The organism is Pseudomonas sp. SORT22 (assembly GCF_018417635.1).
Taxonomy (GTDB): Bacteria; Pseudomonadota; Gammaproteobacteria; order Pseudomonadales; family Pseudomonadaceae; genus Aquipseudomonas.
The window spans coordinates 2,171,335-2,194,967 of record NZ_CP071007.1 but is presented as its reverse complement, the minus strand read 5'-3'; the positions used below and the strand labels follow the sequence as shown (position 1 = coordinate 2,194,967).

Sequence of the window (23,633 nt, the reverse complement as noted above, 5' to 3'; positions counted from 1 at the left end):
CAAGGACGCCCCATGTTTCGCGCCACCCTCGCCCGTCGCCTTCTAAGTGTGTTCCTCGCCTGCGCCCTGCCCGCCCTGGCCGTGGCCGATAACGGCAAGCCGCTGCGCATCGGCATCACCCTGCACCCGTACTACAGCTATGTAAGCAATATCGTCGGTGACAAGGCCGAGGTGGTGCCGCTGATTCCGGCCGGCTTCAACCCCCATGCCTACGAGCCACGGGCCGAGGACATCAAGCGCATCGGTACCCTGGACGTGATCGTGCTCAACGGCGTCGGCCATGACGACTTTGCCGACCGGATGATCGCCGCCAGCGAAAAACCCGCCATCGCCACCATCGAATCGAACAGCAACGTACCGCTGCTGGCCGCCACCGGCGTGGCCGCGCGCGGCGCCGGCAAGGTGGTCAACCCGCATACCTTCCTGTCGATCAGCGCCAGCATCGCCCAGGTCAACAACATCGCCCGCGAACTGGGCAAGCTCGACCCGGACAACGCCAAGTACTACAGCCAGAACGCCCGCGCCTACGCCAAGCGCCTGCGCAAACTGCGCGCCGAAGCCCTGGCCCAGGTCACCGAAGCGCCGGGCGCCGAATTTCGCGTGGCGACCATCCACGCCGCCTACGATTACCTGGTGCGCGAGTTCGGCCTGGAGGTCACCGCCGTGGTGGAACCGGCCCATGGCATCGAACCCAGCCCGAGCCAGCTGAAAAAGACCATCGACCAGCTCAAGGCCCTGGATGTGAAGGTGATCTTCTCGGAGATGGACTTCCCTTCGGCCTATGTCGAAACCATCCAGCGTGAGTCAGGGGTGAAGATCTACCCGCTGACGCACATCTCCTACGGCGAATACAGCAAGGAGAAGTACGAAGTCGAGATGAAGCGCAACCTCGACACCGTGGTGCGGGCGATCAAGGAGTCCCAGGCATGACCGTGGCCCAGCCGCTGCTCAACCGCGCCTGCGGGCCGGACATTGCCTTCGCCGAGGTCGACCTGACCCTGGGCCGCACGCGCATCCTCGACAAAGTCAGCTTCAACGTTGCCGCCGGCAGCGTGCATGCGCTGGTCGGGCCCAATGGCGGCGGCAAGAGCTCGCTGATCAAGACCCTGCTCGGGCAGATGCCGCACCAGGGCCAGTTGACCCTGACCTGGCCGGGCGACCAGCAGATCATCGGCTACGTACCCCAGGCCCTGGAATTCGACCGTGGCCTGCCAATGACCGTGGACGACTTCATGGCCGCCATGTGCCAGCGCCGCCCGGCCTTTCTCGGCCTGTCAGCCAAGGTGGCGCCGGCCATCGACGCGGCGCTGCAGCGGGTGGGCATGCTCGACAAGCGCAAGCGGCGCATGGGCGCCCTCTCCGGGGGCGAGCGCCAGCGCGTGCTGCTGGCCCAGGGGCTGATCCCGGCGCCGCAATTGCTGGTGCTCGATGAGCCGATGTCGGCGCTGGACGAGGCCGGTATCCAGGTGTTCGAGCGCCTGCTGCACGAGTGGCGCGCTGCCGGCACCACGGTGCTGTGGATCGAACACGACCTGGAAGCCGTGGCACGCCTGGCCGACCGCGTTACCGGCCTGAGTCGCCGGGTGCTGTTCGATGCGCCGCCGAAACAGGCACTGACCCCGGACCGCCTGCTCAGCCTGTTCTCCATCCACCCGCGCAGCGAGAGCACCGCCTGATGAACTACGAAGAATTTCGCCTGCTGATCCAGGGCTGGGCCACTGCCGGTTACCTGCCCGAGGCCCTGGCCTACGGCTTTGTGGTCAATGCCCTGCTCGCCGGCCTGATGATCGGCCCGGTGCTCGGCGGCCTTGGCACCCTGGTGGTGGTCAAGCGCTTTGCCTTCTTCTCCGAAGCGGTCGGCCACGCGGCACTGACCGGCGTTGCCATCGGCATCCTGCTTGGCGAACCCTACACCGGTCCCTATGGCAGCCTGTTTGGCTACTGCCTGCTGTTCGGCATCCTGCTGAACTTTCTGCGCAACCGCACCGGGCTCTCGCCCGACACCCTGATCGGCGTGTTCCTCTCGGTATCCTTGGCCCTGGGCGCCAGCCTGCTGCTGATGCTGGCCGGCAAGATCAACGTGCACATCCTCGAGAACGTGCTGTTCGGCTCGGTGCTGACCGTCAGCGGCCAGGACCTGCTGGTGCTCGGCATCGTCGGCAGCCTGGTGCTGGCCCTGGCCTTGCCGCTGTACAACCGCATCATGCTGGCCAGCTTCAACCCGCAACTGGCGGCGGTGCGCGGCGTTGCGGTGAAGAGCCTGGACTACCTGTTCGTGGTGCTGGTGACCCTGGTCACGGTGGCGGCGGTGAAAGTCATCGGTGCAATTCTGGTCGGCGCCTTGCTGGTGATTCCGGCAGCGGCGGCGCGCTTGATCAGCCAGTCGCTCAAGGGCTTTTTCTGGGCTTCGGTGCTGATCGCCACCCTGAGCACTTTGGTAGGCATCCTGCTGCCGATCGTCTTCGACCTGCCGGTGCCTTCGGGTGCGGCGATCATCCTCGTCGCCGGCTGCTGCTTCGCCCTCGCCGCCCTCGCCCGCGGCCTTGTTCCACGCCTGCAAGGAAACCCGGCATGACCTTCAAACTCCAGCACCTGTGCCTGGCCCTGGCCCTGGCCGGCCTGCCGACCCTGAGCCTGGCCCAGAGCGCCCCGGCGGCGGCCAAACAACAAGCGGCCGGGGTGACCGTCCTGGCCTCGCTGCCGGTGACCAACACCTTGGCCAGCGCCCTGCTCGACGGCACCTCGGTAAAACTGCAACGGGCAGCGCCGGCGAATATTCCGGCCTCGCGCCAGCCCTCGTACTTCAGCGGCCGCGGTGGTGCCAGCCTGCAAAAGGCTGCTGTCGGCGCCGATGCGGTGATCGGCCTGCGCTCGATCTGGAGCGACGACCCGTTGTACCCGGTGGCGCGGCGCAGCAATATCCGCATCGTCGAGATCGACGCCGCGCGCCCGGTCGATGGCGCCCTGCCGGGCATCGCCGTGCAGGGCAACAATGCCTTTGCCGGCTACCCGTGGCTGAACCCGAGCAACCTCGGGCGCATGGCCGATGTGCTGGCCAACGACCTGGGGCGCTTGAGCCCGGCCGACCAACCGAAAATCCAGAGCAACCTGGCGGCGCTCAAACGCCAGTTGCTCGAGCTCAGTGCCGGCAGCGAAGCGCGCCTGGCCGAAGCGGACAACCTCAGCGTGGTCAACCTGTCGGATCGCCTGGATTACCTGGTCAGCGGCCTGAACCTGGACCTGATCGACCACCCGCAGGTGGCCGATGACCAGTGGGATGCGGCGGCGCTCAAGCGCCTGGGCGATGAGCTCAAGAACCAGGAGGTGGCGCTGGTGCTGCATCACAAGCAGCCGAGCAAGGAAGTCGCCGAGGTGATAGCAGCCTCCGGGGCCAAGCTGCTGGTGGTGGAGACCGATGCCCAGGATTCACTGGCGGGGTTGAAGGCCAGTGTCGAGCAAGTGGTGGGGGCGTTGGTGGCGGGCAATAGCTGAGGGCCTCATCGCGGGTCAAGCCCGCTCCCACAGGTCCGGTGTACGCAGATCTACTGTAGGAGCGGGCTTGACCCGCGATGCTCAACGTTTCATACAGCGCTGATAACGCTCATCAACGCGCTTGGCAAACCACGCCGTGGTCAGTTTGCGGGTGATCTTCGGGCTTTTCAGTTCGATCCCCGGTAGCTGCGCCCGCGCCACCGCCTTGCCCGCCGCACCGTCGGCCAGGGCATACACGCCCTTGTACAGGCGGGTGTCTTCGAATTCCAGGCTATCGCCCTTCTCCAGCTGGTTGCGGATGCTGACATTGCGCAAGTCCAGCTTCTGCCCCAGGCGCCTGGCCGCCTGCTCGGTGCTGCCGGGCATGATCGCCCCCGGCGCGATCAGGTCGCCGTCGAGCGCCAGCTTCACCCCGGTAGCGCGGCTCAGAGCACTCTGGAACGCCGCATTGCGGCTGGCGTACCAACCGGCATTGAAGTCGCCGAAGCGGTACAGCTGACGGTCATAGTGGGTGGGGTAACCGAGCAGGTGGGCGATGCCGAAATACATGCCGCCACGGCGGCTGAAGACCTCCTGGCGAATGGTTCCGGCATAGGTGTAGGGATAACCCTTGGCATGCTGCTCGGCAAAGTCGATGCTGACCTGCATCGGCCCGCCGGTACGCACCGGGTTCAAACCACCGAGCAGGGTCTTGCCCATGGGCAAGGCGCCGATCAGTTCGTCAAACAGGTCACTGAGCTGTTTTTCGCTGCGCACCGCATCAAGGCGCTGGCCGTAGGTTTTGCCACTTGCCGAGCGGGTCTGCAGGGTGGCGTCGATCAGCAGTTTGGGGATGTGCAGGCTGGCGGCGCGGCGGTCGATCTCTTGCCGGGCGATGCGACCCAGGCCCGGTACTTTCGGGTCGGCCTGGAAGGTTGATTCCTGCTCGGTGACCGCCAGTACCGCGCACAGGTTGCTCTTGCTGGCGCTGAGCTGCTGCGCGGCGAAGGCGCCCTGGATATCCCGCGCCCAACCTTCACGGTCGTTGGCGCTGGCCGGCAGCAGGCGCACGATCTGCGCGCGCACCTTGGCCTGGTCCTGCTCAGGGGCTTCACCCTGGGTGACGCAACCCTGAAGCGCCAGCAGCGCGCTGATCACAACCAGCCAACCAGTTACCTGCATAAGCCCTCCCGCCGCATCGGGCAATAGCTGCACAGTAGCGGCGCGCGGACACGACTGCAATCAGCAGCCTGGTTTGCTCAGTTGCGTGCCGATGGTCACCGCCGTGATCGCCACCGGCTTGAAGCTCTGCAGGGCAGCCGGATCGAAGCTGCGCTCGCAGTTGTATTGGTTTTCCATGACGAAGTCTTCGCCCTTGTGCTTCTTCATCTCGTCTGCCCACTTGCTCGAGGCGGCGATGGCTGCGTCGTCGGTGAGCATGACCTCGGCCAGGACCTGGGTGAAGCCCACCGCATGCGGCCCTTCCCACAAGGCATACACCGACGGGTCGGCGGCGTTGCCACACATCTCCAGGCAGTCGGCGTAGAACTCCAGCGGGCCACCGGTGGATTCATGCAGGGCGGCGATGGTCAGCGGCTGGTTGGCCGCTGGCGCGAAGGTGCCGATGAACGAGCTGAGGTCGGCCTTGCAGGTCGGCGACAGCTCCAGGCGCAGGTCGTTGATGCTGCCGCCGGCGGCGTCGGCAGTAATTTCGCAGCCCTGTACCTTATAGGTGTGCTTGTCACCGAAGCTGGTGCGGGCAATGCCTGCGACCGACTCGAAGTACTTGAGGTTGGTGCCGAGCATTTCACCATTGAAGACCTGGGCAACGGTGGCCTGGGCCTGGGCAAACAAGGGCAGGCAGGCCAGGGCCAGGGTCGAGCCGATAGTCAGCAATGCACGCGGTTTCATCTGAACATCCTGTAAGTAATGAAGTGGCGCGCACTGTAATGCACAGCAGCGCGCAACACCACCACCTGCGGCTCAGGACAGGATGAGGTAGTCGCTGTACTGGGCCAAGGCTGCGTGCGGCCCCGGCTGCAGCGTCACATAGCGCCCGCCGACCTGGTCGACCGCCACGCAGTCGTCGACATCCAGCAGCGCGTCAGTGTGCGGTTTGCTCCAGTGCCGGGCCATCTGCTGCTTGCCCTTGGCCTTGGCTTGCTCTTTGTTGCTGGCGACCACCAGCAGGTAGCGATGCGCCTCGCCAAAGCAGCCCGGCTCGTAACCGCCAAGGTTGATGAAGTACAGGCGCGGCTCGCCCGGCGCCGGTTGCAGGTCCGACCAGCCCAGCTTGAAGCCCTCTACCCCGTCGACCTCAAGCCAGGAGTCGATATGCAGGCCCTTGGCGCTGCCGAACCACTGCTCGCGCAACTGCGGGTAACAGGCCGCCAGCGACGGCCCGACGACAAAGGCCACATCGTGCACCTCGATCCTGGCCCGCGGGTGCTTGCCGCCGAGCATCACCACATACAGCATCGAAGGTGTAGCGCTCACGGCTGTTCGCCCACCATGTAGGTCTTGCTGATGTGGCGAAACTGTTCATGGGCCGAACTGCCCATCAATTCGAACACCACCATCTCGCGGGTGACGATCTGCGCCCCGGCGGCGCGCATGCGGGCAATGCCGGCGTCACGGTTGTGGGCACCGCGACAGTCGCAGGCATCCTCGACCACGAACACCTGCTTACCCAGCTCAAGCAGGCCGAGCACGCTTTGCAAGACGCAGATATGGGTTTCCATGCCGCAGACGATCACCTGCTCGCGGGCCAGCAGCGCTGCCGGCAGGCACTCGGCAGCCACGCAGGAAAAGTGCAGTTTCTCGACCACCGCAGCGCCGGGCGAAGCCTCCTTGAGCTGCGCCACGGTCGGCCCCAGGCCCTTGGGATACTGTTCGGAAAACACCGTCGGCAGGCCCAGGGTAGCGGTCGCCGCCAACAGCCAGCGGGTGCGTGCGAGGGTGCCGGCCGGGTCGCTGACCGCGCCAATGAGTTTTTCCTGAACATCGATGACCAGCAAGCTGGCCTGATTCGGCTTGATCAACATCCTCTGCCCCTGGGTTGCGGGTAAAGCCCAAGGCTCGCCCATCAGACCGCGCTGCGTCAATGCTCAAGCCGACAGCCGATGGGGCTCCAGAGCAGCGCTGAGCACGCCGAGCACGCGCGCTTCATGCTCGTGAATGAAGAAGTGGCCACCGGGGAAAATCTCCAGCGAGAAGTCGCCGACACTCTCCTGACGCCAGGCCAGCAGTTGCTCTTCGCTGGCCTTGTCGTCTTCCCCGCCGAGCACATGCACGGGGCAACGCAGCGGCGGGCGCTGGCGATATACGTAGCGCCCGCACAAGAGGAAATCGGCGCGCAGCACCGGCAGGGTCAGGCTCATCAGCTCCTGATTGGCCAGCACCTCTTCCGGCGTGCCTTGCAAGGTGCGCAACTCGTCGATCAATACTTCATCGCTCTTGGGCTCGCGCCACTTGCCGCCGTCGTAGTCTTCACGCCGGGTGGGCGCGGCCGTGCCGCAGGCGAACAGCGCCACCGGCGGCGGACAGCCCAGCGCCTGCAGCTCGTGGGCCAGCTCGAAGGCCAGCAAGGCGCCCAGGCTGTGGCCGAGCAAGGCATACGGCTGGCTGGCCGCCAGCCGTTGCTCGCTGGCCAGCTGGCGGGCCAGCACCTGCATGTCGGTCAACAGCGGCTCGCCCAGGCGCGCGCCGCGCCCGGGCAGTTCCACCGGGCGCACCTGCAACCAGGCCGGCAGCTTGCGCCGCCAGCGGCTGTAGACCATGGCACTGGCGCCGGAATACGGCAGGCACAGCAGGGTCAATGCAGACACGGCCGCCCCTTACTGCGCCGCAGCGGTTTCGGCCATCTTCTGGCGCAGGCTCAAAGGACGCATATCGGTCCAGACTTCGTCGATGTAGGCCAGGCATTCTTTTTTCAGGCCGCTTTTGCCCACGGTCCGCCAGCCCGCCGGGATCGCCTTGTAGTCGGGCCAGATCGAATACTGCTCTTCGTGGTTGACCACCACCTGGAACACGATGTCTTCGCGGTCGAATACCGATGTCATTGCCTGTCTCCTCGATTGATTGGGCCCGTCACGCCAATGGCGTACGGTGGCTTTCAAGAGAACGAACGACAGGTGCAATAAATTAAGTGGAGTAAACATCTCTGGATGAGATGATGGCCTTTTAGTAGCATTTATGCCTTTCATCCCCCATGGAGCGGGTTGCATGCAACAGATCGAACAAGACTTCATGACTCTGTTCAATTGCCACTGGTACAAGGACTTCCCCGTCGTCACAGGCCAGTACACCAACCCGGCAAACTGGACAGCCCATGTGGGCTTCGTGGTGCGCGAATGTGGCAGTCTGCTGGGAGCGCGCACGTTGTACGAAAAAAACGGTCGCCTCGATGCAGTAATGTCCTATCCCAATGGTCAGGTCGTCTCGCACATTGAATGGGAATGGATCGAAGCGCAGAAGGATACCGTCAACGAAATCCGCAAACTGCATGCTCGAAAAGACCAGCCGCTGTTTTCGACCTTTATCTCCTATTGCAATGCTGCGGCGCTTGAATCTGTGCTCGAAAAGGCTCAGAGCGAATGGCAACAGGCCGACGAATCACTGTTGCTGTTCATCGTTACCTTCGAGAAGGACGGCGGCGACCGCTGGTTCAAACATCTGAACAGCTATCGTCTCAGCGGGACCCGACTCGATTTGGTACGCACCCAGCCAGCGCTATCCTGGGAGCGCCCGGGAGCAGTCGAAGCCCGCCCCGAATCAATCCATCTGTAGCTACACGCCTCAACTGCGGAGTTTCAATGCCCCCTCCACTCTCGGCACCAAGTTTGCCTGCAGGCAGTTTTGTTACGCACAACGCAGGTATTTGGTCACCCAGTCCGGTGTTGGTAGACCTGCTGCTTACAGCACGCCACGGCTACGCCTGGCCGCTACACGACAGTAATGCCTGCAGCCAGCAACGCATCATCAACCTGGAGTCCCAGGTCGCCGCTTGGCTAAATCCGCTTACCCCAACAACAGCACATTTGATTGTCCTGAATGTCTCGGCCTGGGCAGGGAACCAGGCCAACATTCACCAGTTGATCGCTCAAGCTACAGCTCATGAGCGACTGCTGATGCAAAATGCCTTGCAGCTTTGCTCGTCACCAAACTCTCTAACCGCTGGCTTGCACGCGCTTTGCCAACTGCCGGGAGTAAGCCTGGTGATTGCGTCGAAAATCTACCGGTTCTGCCAGCCAGTGAAAGGTGCCGCTGTCGACCGCCATGCCTCCTACTTCACCAACTCCTTGTCCCCCCCAGGTGTGCAAACCGAATTTCTACGCAGATGGAGCACCGCAAACCATGATCGTTCCCGCCTGGAAACATTCAACGCGCCAGACCTCAACCGCAATCTGAACCACTACATCGACGCTTATCTTCCGCTGCTCGACGGTATTGCCGCTGCCATGAACGCAACCGGCCATTACTTCCAGTGCGCCGCTAGCGGGCATCTTCAGCAATGGACGCCTGCTGACGTAGAGATGGCCGCCTTCTACTGGTGGGCCTGCAACGGCGCTCAGTGATGCTACTTAAGTCACCAGCACACTGACCAGCTCACAACGCTGGAACGGTCCCGAAGCCTGGCTTTCGCCGCTGACCACCACCTGCACGCTGTAGGAGCCCGGCACCGGGGTATCGAGCCAGGTACCGAGTTGACCGGCGCCGCTGCCCAGGTGCACCACCCGTTCCTGATGGGCGAGGATGTCCAGTTCCGGCAGCAAGGTATGACGCAGCGCAGCCAGGCGCGCCAGGGGTTCGGCGATGCCCTGGGCGCGGTCGAACGGCAGCGCCTGCACGGTGTAGAGCTGGTCGTCGTATTTGATCAGGGCGTCGGCCAGGCTGATGGTCGGCCCCTGCACGATGGCATGGGCGCGGACATTGCTGAGCACTTCGCCACCGGCCTCCAGGTGCACCGTCAGCGGCAGCGGCTGGCCGGCCGTGTGCCGCGCGGCCATCTCCACGCTCAGGCGGATGTCGGCCAGGCCGCTGCGCACCGTTGCCCCGTGCTGCAACGCCCCGGCGGTGCAACTGATCGATTGCCCGCTGCCGGCGAACTCGACCTGCAGGTACCACTGCCCCGGTGCCGGCTGGGGAATATTGAAGATGACAAAACCGGCACCGATGATGCTCGGCGCCCGCGGGCTGACGGCGCCGCTGGGGTCGACCAGGCTTACTGAGAGCTGATTGCCGCGCGGGCTGGCGCTGGTGTAGCTGACTTCGCGGCGCGACCACACCAGCGACAACTGCGCAGCACCCGGGCGCTGGCCGATCACCACCGGAATCAACTGGTAGCCATGCTGGGCGATATCGCACAACTGGTTGTTCAGTAGCGCCGCCCTGGCACTGGAGGCGCGGATCTGGTTGTAGACCTTCATCAAGTCCACCGCCCGCGGCGCATAGAAGTAGCGACCACCGGTGCGTTGGGCAATTTGCTGCAACAGGTGTTGGTCTGCCTGCGGGCCGAGGGCGCAGGCCATCACCGGGTAGATCGGCAGCACCTCCAGCGGTGGAGGCCCGTCATTGTGCTGACCGTCGCTGAGCAGCACGCAGGCGCGGGACAGCCGCGAGGCGTCGAGAAAACTGCGACTGTGCTGCAGGCCCAGGCCGATGGCGCTGGACAGCCCGTCAAAGGCCAGCCCGGCGACCGCAGTGGCAGCGCTGGCGGTGATGTTGAGCAGCGGGTCGACCGTGGCCAGGCCGCCGTTGCCGGTGAACACTGTGCGCGCCTTGTGGTCACAGGCGACCACCGCGAGCTTGTCGCCGGCCTTGTGCAAGCGCAGGAACGCCTGGGTGTCGATCAGCGCCTGCTCGACGTGCCCATATTGGCTCATGCTTTCCGATATATCGATGATCGGCACAACTGAAACGGTGCTCATGCCCTGTGCTCCCTGCTCATGGGCTGTTTCTGGATCATAGCCACGGTGAATACCCTGTCAAACCGCTTAACTGACATAACGCCACCATTGGTCGCCTGAGGCTACGGCCGGCAAAAGTCGCCCGGGTAGCTATATTGAAGCGCTGAGCTTGCCCTCCGTCCGCAACCTTCAGAGGTGCCTATGTACACCATCGGATATGCAGCGCAACGGCCCGACGCGCCCCTCGCCCCCTTCCCGTTCGAACGCCGCGAACTGCGCGCCAACGATGTGGCCATGGAGATCCTCTACTGCGGGGTGTGCCACTCCGACCTGCACCAGGCCCGCGACGACTGGGGCATCAGCCGCTACCCGATCGTGCCCGGGCACGAGATCGTCGGCCGGGTCACGGCAATCGGCAGCGCAGTAAAACGCTACAAGGTCGGCGACGCCGTGGCGGTGGGGTGCATGGTCGACTCCTGCCAGCAGTGCGACCAATGCCGCAAGGGCGAAGAACAACTGTGCCGCGAGACCAACACCCAGACCTACAATGGCCTGGACCGCATCACCAGGGCGCCGACCTACGGCGGTTACTCCAAGCACCTTGTGGTGCGCGAGGAATTCGTCCTGCGCGTGCCCGAAGGCCTGGACCTGGCCAAGGCAGCGCCGCTGCTGTGCGCCGGGATCACCACCTACTCGCCGCTGCGCACCTGGAATGTCGGCCCCGGCAGCCGGGTGGCGGTGCTGGGCCTGGGCGGCCTGGGCCATATGGCGGTGAAACTGGCTGCTGGCATGGGCGCCGATGTCACCGTGGTCAGCCGCAGCGCCGACAAGCTCGCCGACGCCCTGGCCCTGGGTGCCGACAAGCTGCTGGTGTCTGCCGACGCCAAGGCCATGGCCAGCGCCCGTTCAAGCTTCGACCTGATCATCGACACCATCCCGGTGCGCCACGACGTTTCGCCCTACATGGCCTTGCTCGACATCGACGCCACCCTGGTGATCGTCGGCCAGGTCGGGCCGATCGACGAGCAACAGACCGTACCCTTGATCCTCGGCCGCCGGCGCCTGGCCGGCTCGCCGATTGGCGGGATTGCCCAGACTCAGGAGATGCTCGATTTCTGCGCCAAGAAGAACATCCTGCCCGACTGCGAAATGATCCGCATGGAGCAGATCAACGAGGCCTTCGAGCGCATGGAGCGCTCCGATGTGCGCTACCGCTTCGTCATCGACATGGCCTCATTGCAGGCGCCTGCCAAGACCTGACAGCGCCTCGGGGGCTCAGGTGTTGGACTTGAGCCTGGTCCACAGCCGTGTGCCCAGGCGGGCGATGGCCGGCGGCAGGTCTTCGACGGTGAAGAGTTTTTCCATCACGCGCTTGGGTGGGTAGATCGCCGCATCGTCCTTGACCGCCGGCGCCAGGAACGCATCCGCCGCGCTGTTAGGGTTGGCGTAGTGGATGCTGTTGCTGACGTTGGCGATCACCTGCGGGTCGAGCAGGTAGTTGAGGTAGGCGTAGGCGTTTTTCTCATGGGGCGCGCTCTTGGGGATGACCAGCATGTCCATCCACAGGGTCGAGCCCTCCTCCGGGATCGAATAGGCGATCTCGATGCCATTGTTGGCTTCCCTGGCGCTGGCCGCGGCCTGGACCACGTCACCGTTGAAGCCGATCACCGCGCAGATATTGCCGTTGGCCAGGTCACTGATGTACTTGGAGGCATGAAAGTACTGCACATAGGGGCGGATCTTCAGCAGCGCCTGTTCGGCCTGCTTGTAGTGCGCAGGCGTGTGGCTGTGGTGCGGCAGGGCCAGGTAGTTGAGGGTGATCGGCAGGATCTGCGTCGGGTTGTCGATGATCGCCACGCCGCACTGGCTGAGCTTCTTAATGTTCTCAACGTCAAACAACAGCTTCCACGAACGGGTGACGTCGGTACTGCCGAAGATCGCCTTGATCCTCTCGACGTTGTAGCCAATGCCGGCGGTGCCCCACATATAGGGGAATCCATACTGGTTGCCCGGGTCGTTGACCTCGAGCTTTTTCATCAGCAGCGGGTCGAGATTCTGCCAGTTGGGCAACTGGCTGCGGTCCAGCGGCTGGATCGCCCCGGCCTTGATCAGCCGCGACATGAAGTGGTTGGAGGGGCTGACCACGTCATAGCCGGTGTTGCCGGTCATCAGCTTGGACTCGAGCACCTCGTTGCTGTCATGAATGTCGTAGGTGGCCTTGATACCGGTCGCCTTGGTGAAGCTGGGCAAGGTGTCGTCGGCGATGTAGCCGTTCCAGTTGGAGATGTTCACTTCTTCCACGGCCTGGGCGGCAGTGGCACAGGTGGCGAGCAAGGCAACCAGGGGCAGGGTTTTGCATGACATGATCAATCACCTTTTGGCGAGCTTTGTTTTTGTTGGGCTAGGTGGGGTCAGATTTCAGTCCTGGCTCGCAGCGCTTCCACGCGCATACGCAGCATGGCACCGATGTCGAGCAGCGGCTTGGGCGGTAGCCAGCCGGGTTGCGCGCGGGCCATGACCGAGGTCAGCAGCGGTGAGCTTTGGCCGCTGGCAAGCTCTGCCAGCAAGCGCCCCCACAGGGTGCCGCGGGCGACACCCGAACCATTGCAGCCGGCCACGGCAAACACGCCCTCCTCGACCCGGGCGAAATACGCCTGGCCGGAGCGCGAGGCGCTGAGGTGGCCGCTCCAGGTGAACTGGATGTCTTCGGCGCCAAACCACGGAAAGCGCCGCTGCAGGCCGCGCAGGTGGTGCCGCTGACGCTGGGCCAGTTCACTCGGGTTGAGGTCGCGGGCACGGTATTCGGCAGTGTTGCGGATCATCACCCGGCGGTCCGGGGTCAGGCGTACTGTGGCGCCCAGCGGCCGGGTCGAGAGCACGCCCCAGGGCTCGACGTTGCCGATGGCGCGGAACTCGGCGTCGGTCATCGGCCGGGTGAGGCTGGCGCTGAGCTCCATGGCAAAGGTGGCGCTGTGATCGATGCCGGCACGCGGGATAAAAGCGTTCAGGCACACCAGCACCTGCTTGGCTTCGATACTGCCATCGGCAGTATTGGCGCGAATCCCGCCCTGGCCGAGGCGCTCAAGGCCGCTGATATCGGTGTCTTCGTACAGCGTGACACTGGCTGGCAATGCATCGAGCAAGCCTTTCACGTACTTGGCCGGTTGCAGCAAGGCATTGCCGTTGCCGCACCAGATCGCAGCCTGGTAATGACCGCTACCAAGCCTGTGCTTGAGCGCCGCGCCTTGCAGGAACTGCGCCTCGGCACCCACGGCACGCAGGGTTGCCAGCTTGGCTTCGACCTGGCTGAGTTTGTCTGGGTCGTTGACCGCAAAAAAGTAGCCGTCGTCACGAAACTCGCAGTCGATGTTGTGGCGCGCGATGCGCTGGCGCACTTCGTTGCTGGCGGCCTGGCCGATCGTGGTGTCGATTTCGTAGTCGGCAAAGCCCGGGCGCCCCAGTAGTTCGCTGTCTGCCGGGTGCTCATGGGCGACGACAAAACCGGAATTGCGCGCCGACGCGCCTTGCGCAGCGCTCTGGCGATCGACCACGACAACCCGCGCCTGCGGGTGCATCTCGGCCAGGGCATGGGCGGCGCTGAGCCCGGTGATGCCGGCGCCGATCACCAGCCAGTCGGCTTTTTGTGCGCCGCTCAGCCGAGCGCGTGCCGGTGAACTGCCCGCCAGGGCAATCCAGCCACATTGGTTTTTCATGCATTACCTCTCGACCTGTATGCACACAGCGCATGGACGTTTTATGCTGGTGGCGGTTGCCATGGCCAGAATTTAAAAGGTCTGTGCCGATTCAACCAACGTTATAAATTCATCGGGGCATTCGAAAAACGCATGGATAAAGTTCGCCACCTGCCTTCACTGCAAGCCCTGCAGGCGCTGGTCGCCGTTGCCGATGCAGGCAGCTTCACCCAGGCCGCGCACCGCCTGTGCCTGACCCAGAGCGCGGTGAGCCGCAAGATTCAGTTGCTGGAGAGCCACTTTGGCGTGGCCATGTTCGTGCGCAGCAGCCGCAGCCTGCAGCTCACTGCCGAGGGCGAGCAGGTACTGGCCAGCGCGCGGAGCATTCTCGAGCAACTGCAAAGCCTTGAACAACGCCTGTCGCCGCAACAGCGCCCGTTCCGCATCCGCATGCATGTGTCGCTGGCGGTGCGCTGGCTGCTGCCGCGGCTCAACGAGTTCTATCGCTTGCACCCGGACATCTCGCTGTCGATCGAGACCGTGGCCACAGAGCTTGTCGAGCCGGGCAGTGAAAGCGATGCCTACATCGTTTACCTGCCGGCGCCATCCAGCGATCCTGCCTGCACGACGCTGTTCGAGGAAACCCTGGTGCCGGTGTGCAAACCCGGCCTGGGGCTGGGCTCAGAGGCCGGCCTGAGCCGCTTCGCCTTGCTCCATGGCTCCACCGACCAGCAGACCTGGAGCCAATGGCTGGCGGCGCGGGGTAACAAGGCGCTGGCGGATTACCGGCACCTGCCCTTCAACCTCGACGAACTGGCCCTGGATGCGGCAGCGCGTGGCCTGGGGGTGGCGATGACCGACCTGACTCTGGCGCAGGAGTCGATCGATCGTGGCGTGCTGGTCGTGCCGTTCGGCCAGCCGCTGAAAACCGGCGGGGTCTATTCGTTGTGCCTGCAGGCGGCAGGGGCCGGGCATCCGGCGTGTGCGCTGGTGATGCAGTGGTTTGCCGAGCAGAGCGGTGGCTGATCCTGTTACATTCTGTGCCTACTCCACCTTCTAGAGCCTGAAAATGGATCTTCACGCACTGCTTGCCTTCACCCTGGTTGCCGCGATTGCCATCGCCAGCCCTGGCCCCGCCACGCTGATGGCGATCAACAACAGCCTGGCCTATGGGCCGCGTTTCGCGGTGTGGTCTTCACTGGGCAATGCCAGCGGGCTGTTCTGCCTGTCAGCGGCGGCCATGCTCGGCCTCGGTGCCCTGCTGGCCAGCTCCGAATGGCTGTTCAACGCGGTGAAGATCCTCGGCGCCGGCTACCTGTTCTACCTCGGTGCCAAACAGCTGATGAAAAAGAGCCCGATGCTGGCGAGCGACGTTGCCGCAGGCCAGGAACAGGTCAAGCCATCGCGCTTGAAGCTGTACAAATCGGCGTTCCTCACCGCTGCCACCAACCCCAAGGCAACGATGTTCTTCACCGCGCTGTTCCCGCAGTTCATCGACCAGAGCGCCGCGCTGCTGCCGCAGTTCCTGATCCTCACGGCGATCTTCATGGCCTTGTCGCTGACCTCGCTAAGCCTGTACGCCGCCCTCGCCTCGCGGGCCAAGGGCGTCCTGACCCGGCCGGCGTTCTCACGCTGGGTCAGCCGGGTGGTGGGTTCGACGTTTATCTGCTTTGGCGCGGCGATCCTGACCATGCGCCGTCAGGGCGCTTGATCCGCAGAGCAGCGTAAACCTTGTGGGCGCTGGCCTTGCCAGCGATCGAACGGGTAGCGGTCGCAAATCGGGCAATAATTGATGTGTTGACTGAAACGGCCGCCTCACACCACGCTGGCGCGCTGCAGGCTGCTGACATGCCCCACTCCGGCCGCCTGTAGGCGGCTGACCAGATCGGCACGAGCCGCGCCGCCGCCGGCGCGGATGTATTCAAGCTCCGCCGCGGTGATCAGCACCACCGGTACCAAGGTGACGGGCGATAGCGGCATGTCTTGAAGGCGGGTCGGGAAGTCTGGCGCCGGGCCGCCCAACAGTACACCGATGCTGTCGTCGTCGGTGACGAAGTGTTTGGGCACCTGACTGGCTATGTGGTGCGATTCACTGAACCCGGGCAGTTCCAGGGACAGCGCGCCGTAGCGCTCCAACTGCTGGGTGATGCCACCGGCATCGGCCACGGTCTTGGCGATGTTCTCGATCAGCTCGAAGGCCCAGCTGCGCTTGAACGGGTCGACTTCGCCCAACGGCCCACGGGCATGTTCGGGAATGTCCGGGGTTTCGACGAACAACTCCATCTCGAAACCATTGCCCTGCCCCTGGTCATCGTCGAAGGGGTCGGACAAGCCTTCGGTTGCCAGGATGATCGAGTCGCCACGGCGCACCACGCGGTAGGCCTGGCGGGTCGAGGGCCAGTGCGGGCCACCGGCAAAGCTGGGGCTGATGAGGTAGGCCAGGACATCGCGCTCCACTGTGCCGACACTGCTCCAGTGACGATCCAGGCAGGCTTCGCTGGCAAGCCTGGCGGCCTGGTTGTCGGCTTCAGCTTGCAGGATTGGCGGGGTTTCCTGGGACGCTGGCTGTTTAAATGCGTCGAGCAGTTTTTTGAAGATGTTCATCGGCGATCCTTGCTAAGTGGACAGCAATGCTAACCACTCACTAGCATCCGTACTACCCTTGGCCAACCAGCAAACCGATCTGATGCCTCCTGCGCTGAAAACCTGCTGGCCCTCAAGCTGGCGCAACGTGCCCGGCATTGACTACAGCGCGCTGACCCTCGACCTGCAGGCCCTTGTGCCGAAAGCCGGCGACAAGACCTGGGCGCAGTTCGACCGGCACGATGCTGTGCAGGCTGGCGAGACCGTGCAACTGCTATGGTGCCCGCCGCTGTCCGCCGTCAATGGCTGGAGCGAACAGCCTTCGGAAATTGCCCAGAGCTACTTGCTTAAGGCAAAGGTGCTCTGCAGCAGGGGCGACAGCCATGAACTCGACATCCTTGGTAGCGAGCAACTACTGCCCATGCTCAGGTCGCTGCCACGCGAGCAGAGCGCCTGGTCGCTGGGGCAAATCGCTACTGAACAAGGGCCGATCATTGCCCTGGAGGAAGCCTGCTGGAGTGCCAGCGCGGTGGTCGGGGGGCTGACCTACCTGAGTGCCTGCACGCCGTTTGAAGCGCATATGGAACTGCTGCTCGAGGTGACAGGCGATGAGGTTTTCGGGCTGTTCTCGGCGCATGTCGACCCGGGCGGCGCTTTCTATTCGTTTGGCCGGCGCACGCTGGAAGGTCGGGAGCTCATGGCGGTTGAGCAGGCGCTGAAGGTTGCTCGGCCACTCAAAGACCTACACGACAACTACCTGCGAAGCTAGGGTTTGTACGAAAAGTCGCCGAGCGGCGATCAGGCAAGGCGAAAACAGGCGAGGAACGGCCGGGGTCGCGCACGACTTTACGAGTTGTAAATGAGCATTCCGAGCCTGTTTTCAACGCAGCATGATCGTCGCGCAGGCACTTTTCGTACAAAGCCTAAGGGCCTACTGGCCAAGCAACTCCCGCGACATCAACCACTGCGCCTTGCCCCACGCCTCGAACTGCTCGCGCACGCTCCAGCCGCGTTTGGCGTAGTACGCGCTCTGGTCATGGGTGTGCAGGTACAGGGTGGCCACGCCGCGCTCCCGGGCCTGCTGGCAGATTCCTTCAATCAGTTTTTCCGCCAGGCCTTGCCCGCGCGCTTGCGGTTCAACCAGCACACACGCAAGCCAGGGCCCAAGCTCCGGGCGCCCGGGCAAGTCGTCGCGGGCCAGCGCGGCGCCACCGAGCAAGTGGCCGTCTTGCAGCGCCACCAGGCATTGCCAGTCGCCATTGCGCTGGCCCTCGGCAAACTCGCGCTGCCATTGCTTGAGCGGGATACCGGCGTATTCGTAGCTGAACTGCCGGTACAGCCGTTCAGCGAAGGTGTCGCAGTGCTGCATGTGCTGTTCAAGCCATTCCAGGTTCGGCATGTGATGTCCTTTTTTGTATTTTGGCTCAGGCGCCAGAGCGCTCGGGCAACAGGCTACGGTCAAACACGAACGGCGTCTCGGCTTTTGGCGTGTGTTCGAACAGTTGCTGCGGCCGGCCCATTTTCGGGAAGTTCTTTTCGCCGGTGTCGCGAATCCAGCCTTCGTCCTTCATGCGCTCCAGGCGCTTGCGCAGGGAGGTGTTGTTGACCGGGTGACCCAGGCAAGCCTGCACCGCGTTCAAGGCATCGAGCACGGTGAAGCGCTCCGGCGCCAGGTACAGCGGCAGGTTGGTGTACACCGCCTTGGAGGCCAGGCGCTCGCAGGCCAGTTGCACCAGCAGGTTGTGGTCGAACGGCAGTACCCGCTTGCGGCCGATGACGCTGGCGACGTCGACAAAGCACAGCTGCTCGCTGCCGGCCTCGACCTGCGGGCCCAGCAAGGCCAGGTAGTAGGTGCTCATCGACCAGCCGCGCGGGTCGCGAAAGGCATTGCCTTCGGTGCCCACCTGTTCCAGGTGACGCGGCAAAATCCGCGCTTTTTCGCTCATCGCCCGGTCCGCCGCGGCCGCCAGGGTGTTGTCCGGGGTGCGGCCGTTGACGATCACCCCCGGCAGCGCCCATTCACCTTCGTGGGGCGCGCGCTCGCGCCGGTACAGCAACACTTGCAGCTGTTTGCTTTCGGGATGCAGGCGCAACGCGACGATGTCGACGCTGGCCAGTACTTCTGCAGCACTCACTGTGGACTCCTATACACCTCAAACTCGTCAACGATGTCGGCCAGGCACCAGGCCGCCGGCAGCGCCTGGCCACTGCGCAGGCCGGCGCGGATCGCCGAGCTGTGCACGCCCAGTTGCTCCTCGGCTACCAGCAGGCCGAAGTCCGCCAGCAGTTCCTGGCCTCGGTAAAAGCCCGCGACATTGGCCTGGTTATCCTCGCCGATGACCAGGGCGATATCAGCGCGGGCAATACCGCTGCGCTCGCTCAAGGCACAGAGCAAATCATAGCTGTACACCGCCCCGCCCTCGCCGCCCAGCTCTCGCTCCACCGCCGAGCAACTGACCCGCGGGTTATCCAGGCGCGCGATCAGCCGCTGCAACCAGCGCCAGCGCAGGTCGAAGTCGACCATGCGCTTGCCATGGGCATGCCGGTAACTGGGCACCACGAGCACCTGCTCGGCCCACTGCAGCGCCCGGGTGATCACGCTCAAATGCCCGGGGTGCGGCGGGTCAAAGGCCCCACCGTAGACCGCCAGGCGAAACCGTACCGGAGCCGACTCATATATTTCACTATGCATACTATATCCACCATGATTGCTTGTGAAAAAGAAAAAGCGGTTGACATACATATTATACCTAGTGAATTATGTGTCCACACCCAGCGCAGGAGGCACCGCATGAAAATCGCCAGCTTCGATGTCGACGCCCAGAACGGCTTCACCGACAACGCCCCCAATGAGTTACCGGTACCCGGCGGCGCCGAGATCGCCCCGGCCCTCAACGCCATGGCCGAACGCGCCAGCCTGCGCATCGGCAGCAAGGATGCGCACACGCCAAAAGCCGCCTGGGTGGTCAGCAGCCACGCCGAGATGCTGCAGCCGCTGGGCATGGCCAACGCCGACCTGACCTGGGTCAGCCACTGCGTACCGGGCACGCCGGGCTTCGAGCTGCTGGCCGGCCTGCCCGCGCCGATCGACTACGACTTTTTCGTGTGGAAAGGCATCGAGCCCGACCTGCACCCTTACGGCGCCTGCTACCACGACCTGGCCAACCGCCGCTCCACCGGAGTCATCGAATACCTCAAGGTGCATGGCGTGCAGGCGGTGATCGTCGGCGGCCTGGCCCTGGATTTCTGCGTCAAGAACACCGCCCTGCAATTGCAGGCTGCAGGCTTGCAGGTGTTCCTCTATCAACCGGCGTGCCGGGCGATTTGTGCCCAGGGCGGCGCCGAGGCCCTGGCCGAGATGACCGGGCACGGCGTGATCGCCTGCGCCGACCTCGCCAGCCTCGACCAGCAACTGAACGCATTCAAGGGAGCATGAACATGAGCGAGAGCGTCTTCGGCCCAAGCATCATCCAGAACCTGCTGGACACCGACTTCTACAAAATCACCATGATGCAGGCGGTACTGCACAACTACCCCAACGCCGAGGTGGAATGGGAGTTCCGCTGCCGCAACAGCGAAGACCTGACCCCGTACCTGGCCGAGATCCGCTACCAGATCGAGCAACTGGCCGAGGTCTCGATCACTCAGGATCAACTGGCGTACCTGGGGCGCATCCCCTTCATCAAGCCGGACTTCATCCGCTTTCTCAGCCTGTTCCGCTTCAACCTGCGCTACGTGCACGTTGGCATCGATGACGCCGGACAACTGGCAATCCGCCTGCGCGGACCCTGGCTGCACGTGATCCTCTACGAGATCCCGTTGCTGGCAATCGTCTCGGAGGTGCGCAACCGCTACCGCTACCGCGAAGTGGTGATGGAGCAGGTCGGCGAGCGCCTGTACCAGAAACTCGACTGGCTCAAGGCCGAAGCGTCGCCAGCGGAACTGGCCGGCCTGCAACTGGCTGATTTCGGCACCCGCCGGCGCTTTTCCTACCGGGTCCAGGAGCACGTGGTACACACCCTCAAGCAGGATTTCCCGGGGCGTTTTGTCGGCACCAGCAACGTGCACCTGGCCCGCGAGCTGGACATCAAGCCGATCGGCACCATGGCCCACGAATGGTTCATGGCCCACCAGCAACTGGGCCCGCGGCTGATCGACAGCCAGGTCGCCGCGCTGGAATGCTGGGTCAAGGAATACCGCGGGTTGCTGGGCATCGCCCTGACCGATTGCATCGGCATGGACGCCTTCCTCAAGGACTGCGACCTGTACTTTGCCAAGCTGTTCGACGGCCTGCGCCACGACTCCGGCGACCCGTTGCTCTGGGCCAACAAGGCCATCGCCCACTACGAAAAACTCGGTATCGACCCCAAGAGCAAGACCCTGGTGTTTTCCGATGGCCTGAACTTCGCCAAGACCCTGCACCTGTACCGCGAGCTCAGCCCGCGGATCAACGTCAGCTTCGGCATCGGCACCAACCTGACCTGCGACATTCCAGGTGTTGAGCCGATGAACATCGTGATCAAGATGACCGCCTGCAACGGCGCGCCGGTGGCGAAGATCTCCGACAGCCCGGGCAAGACCCAATGCCGCGACGAGAACTTCGTCAGCTACCTCAAGCACGTGTTCAAGGTCGAAGGCCAGTGAAGGAGCAGCACATGAACAGTCGTCAGATCGAGATTGCCCAGGCCCTGGGCGTGGTGGCGCCCTTCGCAGACGGTGCGGCAGTGGCGAGTGAGATCCGCCAGCGCATCGACTTCATCAAGCAGACCCTGCTCGAAGCGCGCCTGAAAGTGCTGGTGCTGGGCATCAGTGGCGGCGTCGACTCGTCCACCGCCGGGCGCCTGGCACAGTTGGCGGTCGAGCAATTGCGCAGCGAACAGGCCGACAACGGCTACCGCTTCATCGCCATGCGCCTGCCGCACAACACCCAGCATGACGAGCCCGATGCCCAGGCGGCCCTGGCCTTTGTCGGCGCCGATGAGTGCGTGACGGTGAACATTGCCGATGGCGTTCAGGGCCTGGCCGGGCAACTGCCGCAACTGGCCACACTGGCTGACAGCCAGCGGGATTTTGTCCTCGGCAACGTCAAGGCACGCCTGCGCATGCTCGCTCAGTACACCCTGGCCAATGCCCGCCATGGCCTGGTGATCGGCACCGACCATGGCGCCGAAGCGGTGATGGGGTTTTTCACCAAGTTCGGTGACGGCGCCTGCGACCTGGCGCCGCTGAGCGGGCTGGGCAAAGGCCAGGTGCGGGCCATCGCCGCCGCCCTCGGTGCGCCTGAACACCTGGTACACAAGGTGCCGACCGCCGACCTTGAAGAGCTACGCCCGGGCCTGGCCGACGAGCAGGTCTACGGCGTCAGCTACGCGCAGATCGATGCCTTTTTGCACGGCGAAGAGGTCGATGACGCCGTGGCCACAACCATCATCAGTGCCTACGACAAGACCCGGCACAAGCGCGAATTGCCCAAGGCACCCAAGACAAGTTTCGCTACAATGCCGCCACCTTGAATGGACTCACCGGAGCTTGTTGTGCAACGTCTGATCATCACCACACTGGCAGCCGCGACCCTCACGGGCTGCGCGACGCCTTCCAAGGACAGCCTCGACCAGTACATCGGCAACATGCTCGCCCAGCCGCTGTCGGCCAACAGTTTGTATCGCGAAGGCGATGTGCTGAGTTTCCAGATCAAGGTACCGGCCAACAACGGCCTGAGTGATCGCAGTTTCCAGCTCGAAGCCTCGTGCATCGAGCCGAACGTGGCGATCATGTACCTGGACGCCGACCAGCGTGCCTACTTCAAAAGCACCAGCGGCTATGCCCCACCGCAGCCGATGCCGGCTCGCTACCATGCCACCCTGCTGAATAACCCCAGCTTCGCCCAGGCCTGCAAGGCTCAAGCAAAGCCCGACTGGCGCAAGCTTAAAGGTGAAGAGGGCGAGCCATGGGTGCTGGTCGAGCGCAACAGCATCGCCAAAATCGGCGACGAGGTCAGCCTGTGGGCCGCCTTCGACCAGCCGAGCATCCTCCTCGACCTGCCGTACAACGCCCCCTACGCGCAAAAGCGTGAGCATCACCGCTTCAACTGCAGCACCGGCACCTACACCCTGCTGGCCGGCTACGATGTCGATGCCGACAACCGGGTCACCGACGGCATGGTCCCGTCACTGCCCAAGCCCGCGCCTGTGGCCGGCAGCAACGCCGATTACCAGGCGCTGTACGATCTGGCCTGCGCAACGCCGGACAAACTCGCGCAACTGGCGCCGTTCAGCCCGCGCTTCAAGGCACCGATCGTCACCGGGGTGATACCGCCGGTCAGCCCGTCGGTGATGGTCGCCCTCGAGCGCCTGCAACTGCCCAAGCCGGTGCAGCCGCTAACCTACCTGGAAACCGTCGGCACCTCGACCATGAAAGGCAAGACGTCGCCCATGCGCGAAGAGCACTTTCTCTCCGTCGATGCCAACAGCCGCCAGCAAGTGCTGATCCTGCGTGGCAAAGGCTATGAGGCGCAAAAGGTCACCTGGCGCGGATTGATCCCGCTGGTAAGCAAAAGCGACTTTACCGGCATGAGTGAAAGCAGCGCGCTGACCAGCCTGAGCTTCAAGGGTGACTGGAAGACCATGGCGGTGGGCAGCAAACTCAGCTATTCACAGCAAGGTGTGACCAACAACAGCGTGATTGGCCAGTACGACAAGGATCTGAAGATCACCGAGTGCACCGTGCAACAGCAACTGCCGGCCAACACCCTCAACGCCAGCTTGAGTGGCAATGCCAAGGCACTCGACTGCAGCGTAAAGGGTGACGAGTACAAACGCGTGAATCACCTGTTCTACCTGGAAGACTACGGCTACTTCTTCAATGCCAGCACCGACAAGAACGCCTTTTACTACAGCGATCTGCGCCTGCAGACGGTGAGGTGAACCCCTTGGGGCCCTCTCACCTCCAAGGCACGAGTTGATCACAACCCTGGCACAAT

27 protein-coding genes are annotated in these 23,633 nt (G+C 63.8%); 14 read left to right on the top strand and 13 right to left on the bottom strand.

What is annotated here, in order from left to right:
• Positions 1–12: 12 nt before the first annotated feature.
• From JYG36_RS10325 to JYG36_RS10310, 4 genes are read left to right on the top strand one after another with little or no spacing between them, the layout of a single operon-like run.
• Positions 13–930 carry a metal ABC transporter substrate-binding protein gene (locus JYG36_RS10325; RefSeq protein WP_045194619.1) on the top strand — a complete coding sequence of 306 codons (918 nt, stop codon included), beginning with the start codon at positions 13–15 and terminating at the stop codon, positions 928–930.
• The gene (locus JYG36_RS10320; protein WP_045194621.1) at positions 927–1,676 is read left to right on the top strand and encodes a metal ABC transporter ATP-binding protein; all 750 of its coding nucleotides are present in this window, start codon (positions 927–929) and stop codon (positions 1,674–1,676) included. The genes JYG36_RS10325 and JYG36_RS10320 overlap by 4 nt, the downstream gene beginning before the upstream one ends.
• Positions 1,676–2,575, top strand: coding sequence for a metal ABC transporter permease (locus JYG36_RS10315; protein WP_045194622.1), 900 nt, complete (start codon positions 1,676–1,678; stop codon positions 2,573–2,575). The genes JYG36_RS10320 and JYG36_RS10315 overlap by 1 nt, the downstream gene beginning before the upstream one ends.
• Entirely contained in the window at positions 2,572–3,492 is a 921-nt protein-coding gene (locus JYG36_RS10310) for a metal ABC transporter solute-binding protein, Zn/Mn family (protein ID WP_213603812.1), read from the top strand. The genes JYG36_RS10315 and JYG36_RS10310 overlap by 4 nt, the downstream gene beginning before the upstream one ends.
• A gap of 81 nt (positions 3,493–3,573) precedes the next feature.
• Here JYG36_RS10310 and JYG36_RS10305 read toward each other — a convergent pair whose 3' ends face one another.
• The 6 genes from JYG36_RS10305 to JYG36_RS10280 all read right to left on the bottom strand — a co-directional run bounded on the left by JYG36_RS10305 (position 3,574) and on the right by JYG36_RS10280 (position 7,532).
• Positions 3,574–4,653 carry a DUF1615 domain-containing protein gene (locus JYG36_RS10305; protein WP_213603811.1) on the bottom strand — a complete coding sequence of 360 codons (1,080 nt, stop codon included), beginning with the start codon at positions 4,651–4,653 and terminating at the stop codon, positions 3,574–3,576.
• A gap of 60 nt (positions 4,654–4,713) precedes the next feature.
• Positions 4,714–5,382 carry a hypothetical protein gene (locus tag JYG36_RS10300; RefSeq protein ID WP_213603810.1) on the bottom strand — a complete coding sequence of 223 codons (669 nt, stop codon included), beginning with the start codon at positions 5,380–5,382 and terminating at the stop codon, positions 4,714–4,716.
• 72 nt (positions 5,383–5,454) lie between these two features.
• Positions 5,455–5,949 carry a DUF1543 domain-containing protein gene (locus tag JYG36_RS10295; RefSeq protein ID WP_213604386.1) on the bottom strand — a complete coding sequence of 165 codons (495 nt, stop codon included), beginning with the start codon at positions 5,947–5,949 and terminating at the stop codon, positions 5,455–5,457.
• Positions 5,950–5,963: 14 nt separating this feature from the next.
• Positions 5,964–6,515: a hydrolase gene (locus JYG36_RS10290; RefSeq protein ID WP_045194633.1), complete on the bottom strand. Its 552-nt coding sequence runs from the start codon at positions 6,513–6,515 to the stop codon at positions 5,964–5,966.
• 63 nt (positions 6,516–6,578) lie between these two features.
• Complete coding sequence (locus tag JYG36_RS10285) at positions 6,579–7,298, bottom strand: thioesterase II family protein (RefSeq protein WP_045194635.1); 720 nt, start codon at positions 7,296–7,298, stop codon at positions 6,579–6,581.
• 9 nt (positions 7,299–7,307) lie between these two features.
• Positions 7,308–7,532 carry an MbtH family protein gene (locus JYG36_RS10280; protein WP_038994517.1) on the bottom strand — a complete coding sequence of 75 codons (225 nt, stop codon included), beginning with the start codon at positions 7,530–7,532 and terminating at the stop codon, positions 7,308–7,310.
• A 163-nt stretch (positions 7,533–7,695) separates the two neighbouring features.
• On the opposite strand from JYG36_RS10280, the gene JYG36_RS10275 reads away from it, so the two are divergent.
• Together JYG36_RS10275 and JYG36_RS10270 are read left to right on the top strand one after the other, a co-directional pair.
• The gene (locus JYG36_RS10275; RefSeq protein WP_213603809.1) at positions 7,696–8,259 is read left to right on the top strand and encodes a hypothetical protein; all 564 of its coding nucleotides are present in this window, start codon (positions 7,696–7,698) and stop codon (positions 8,257–8,259) included.
• A gap of 26 nt (positions 8,260–8,285) precedes the next feature.
• Positions 8,286–9,047, top strand: a complete 762-nt coding sequence (locus tag JYG36_RS10270) for a hypothetical protein (RefSeq protein ID WP_213603808.1) — start codon at positions 8,286–8,288, stop codon at positions 9,045–9,047.
• A gap of 6 nt (positions 9,048–9,053) precedes the next feature.
• Here the strand turns inward: JYG36_RS10270 and JYG36_RS10265 are convergent, their stop codons facing one another.
• The gene (locus tag JYG36_RS10265; RefSeq protein WP_213603807.1) at positions 9,054–10,400 is read right to left on the bottom strand and encodes a vWA domain-containing protein; all 1,347 of its coding nucleotides are present in this window, start codon (positions 10,398–10,400) and stop codon (positions 9,054–9,056) included.
• A 180-nt stretch (positions 10,401–10,580) separates the two neighbouring features.
• On the opposite strand from JYG36_RS10265, the gene JYG36_RS10260 reads away from it, so the two are divergent.
• Positions 10,581–11,639: an NAD(P)-dependent alcohol dehydrogenase gene (locus tag JYG36_RS10260; RefSeq protein WP_093381058.1), complete on the top strand. Its 1,059-nt coding sequence runs from the start codon at positions 10,581–10,583 to the stop codon at positions 11,637–11,639.
• 15 nt (positions 11,640–11,654) lie between these two features.
• Here JYG36_RS10260 and JYG36_RS10255 read toward each other — a convergent pair whose 3' ends face one another.
• Together JYG36_RS10255 and JYG36_RS10250 are read right to left on the bottom strand one after the other, a co-directional pair.
• A complete protein-coding gene (locus JYG36_RS10255; protein WP_093381055.1) occupies positions 11,655–12,743 on the bottom strand; it encodes a polyamine ABC transporter substrate-binding protein in 1,089 nt (362 codons plus the stop codon).
• Between the two features lie 47 nt (positions 12,744–12,790).
• The gene (locus tag JYG36_RS10250) at positions 12,791–14,092 is read right to left on the bottom strand and encodes an NAD(P)/FAD-dependent oxidoreductase (RefSeq protein WP_213603805.1); all 1,302 of its coding nucleotides are present in this window, start codon (positions 14,090–14,092) and stop codon (positions 12,791–12,793) included.
• Positions 14,093–14,224: 132 nt separating this feature from the next.
• Here JYG36_RS10250 and JYG36_RS10245 point away from each other — a divergent pair, with 132 nt between their 5' ends.
• Together JYG36_RS10245 and JYG36_RS10240 are read left to right on the top strand one after the other, a co-directional pair.
• Positions 14,225–15,097: a LysR substrate-binding domain-containing protein gene (locus tag JYG36_RS10245; RefSeq protein ID WP_213603803.1), complete on the top strand. Its 873-nt coding sequence runs from the start codon at positions 14,225–14,227 to the stop codon at positions 15,095–15,097.
• A 43-nt stretch (positions 15,098–15,140) separates the two neighbouring features.
• Positions 15,141–15,782: a LysE family translocator gene (locus tag JYG36_RS10240; RefSeq protein ID WP_045194649.1), complete on the top strand. Its 642-nt coding sequence runs from the start codon at positions 15,141–15,143 to the stop codon at positions 15,780–15,782.
• Between the two features lie 104 nt (positions 15,783–15,886).
• Here JYG36_RS10240 and JYG36_RS10235 read toward each other — a convergent pair whose 3' ends face one another.
• The gene (locus JYG36_RS10235; protein ID WP_045194651.1) at positions 15,887–16,675 is read right to left on the bottom strand and encodes a suppressor of fused domain protein; all 789 of its coding nucleotides are present in this window, start codon (positions 16,673–16,675) and stop codon (positions 15,887–15,889) included.
• Positions 16,676–16,757: 82 nt separating this feature from the next.
• Between JYG36_RS10235 and JYG36_RS10230 the strand changes: the two genes are divergently transcribed.
• Complete coding sequence (locus JYG36_RS10230; protein WP_249744416.1) at positions 16,758–17,423, top strand: hypothetical protein; 666 nt, start codon at positions 16,758–16,760, stop codon at positions 17,421–17,423.
• Between the two features lie 162 nt (positions 17,424–17,585).
• Here JYG36_RS10230 and JYG36_RS10225 read toward each other — a convergent pair whose 3' ends face one another.
• From JYG36_RS10225 to JYG36_RS10215, 3 genes are read right to left on the bottom strand one after another with little or no spacing between them, the layout of a single operon-like run.
• Positions 17,586–18,053 carry a GNAT family N-acetyltransferase gene (locus JYG36_RS10225; RefSeq protein ID WP_213603801.1) on the bottom strand — a complete coding sequence of 156 codons (468 nt, stop codon included), beginning with the start codon at positions 18,051–18,053 and terminating at the stop codon, positions 17,586–17,588.
• 25 nt (positions 18,054–18,078) lie between these two features.
• Positions 18,079–18,789, bottom strand: a complete 711-nt coding sequence (locus JYG36_RS10220; protein ID WP_093381042.1) for an NrtR DNA-binding winged helix domain-containing protein — start codon at positions 18,787–18,789, stop codon at positions 18,079–18,081.
• On the bottom strand, positions 18,786–19,346 hold the full coding sequence (locus JYG36_RS10215; RefSeq protein ID WP_093381040.1) for an adenylyltransferase/cytidyltransferase family protein: 561 nt from the start codon (positions 19,344–19,346) through the stop codon (positions 18,786–18,788). The genes JYG36_RS10220 and JYG36_RS10215 overlap by 4 nt, the downstream gene beginning before the upstream one ends.
• Positions 19,347–19,445: 99 nt before the next feature.
• Between JYG36_RS10215 and JYG36_RS10210 the strand changes: the two genes are divergently transcribed.
• The 4 genes from JYG36_RS10210 to JYG36_RS10195 are packed head-to-tail and all read left to right on the top strand — an operon-like array spanning position 19,446 to position 23,577.
• Entirely contained in the window at positions 19,446–20,090 is a 645-nt protein-coding gene (locus JYG36_RS10210) for a nicotinamidase (RefSeq protein WP_213603799.1), read from the top strand.
• 2 nt (positions 20,091–20,092) lie between these two features.
• The gene (gene pncB, locus JYG36_RS10205) at positions 20,093–21,298 is read left to right on the top strand and encodes a nicotinate phosphoribosyltransferase (RefSeq protein WP_045194661.1); all 1,206 of its coding nucleotides are present in this window, start codon (positions 20,093–20,095) and stop codon (positions 21,296–21,298) included.
• An 11-nt stretch (positions 21,299–21,309) separates the two neighbouring features.
• Positions 21,310–22,167: an NAD(+) synthase gene (gene nadE, locus JYG36_RS10200; protein ID WP_045194663.1), complete on the top strand. Its 858-nt coding sequence runs from the start codon at positions 21,310–21,312 to the stop codon at positions 22,165–22,167.
• Between the two features lie 21 nt (positions 22,168–22,188).
• Positions 22,189–23,577, top strand: a complete 1,389-nt coding sequence (locus tag JYG36_RS10195; RefSeq protein WP_213603797.1) for a hypothetical protein — start codon at positions 22,189–22,191, stop codon at positions 23,575–23,577.
• Positions 23,578–23,633: the final 56 nt, after the last annotated feature.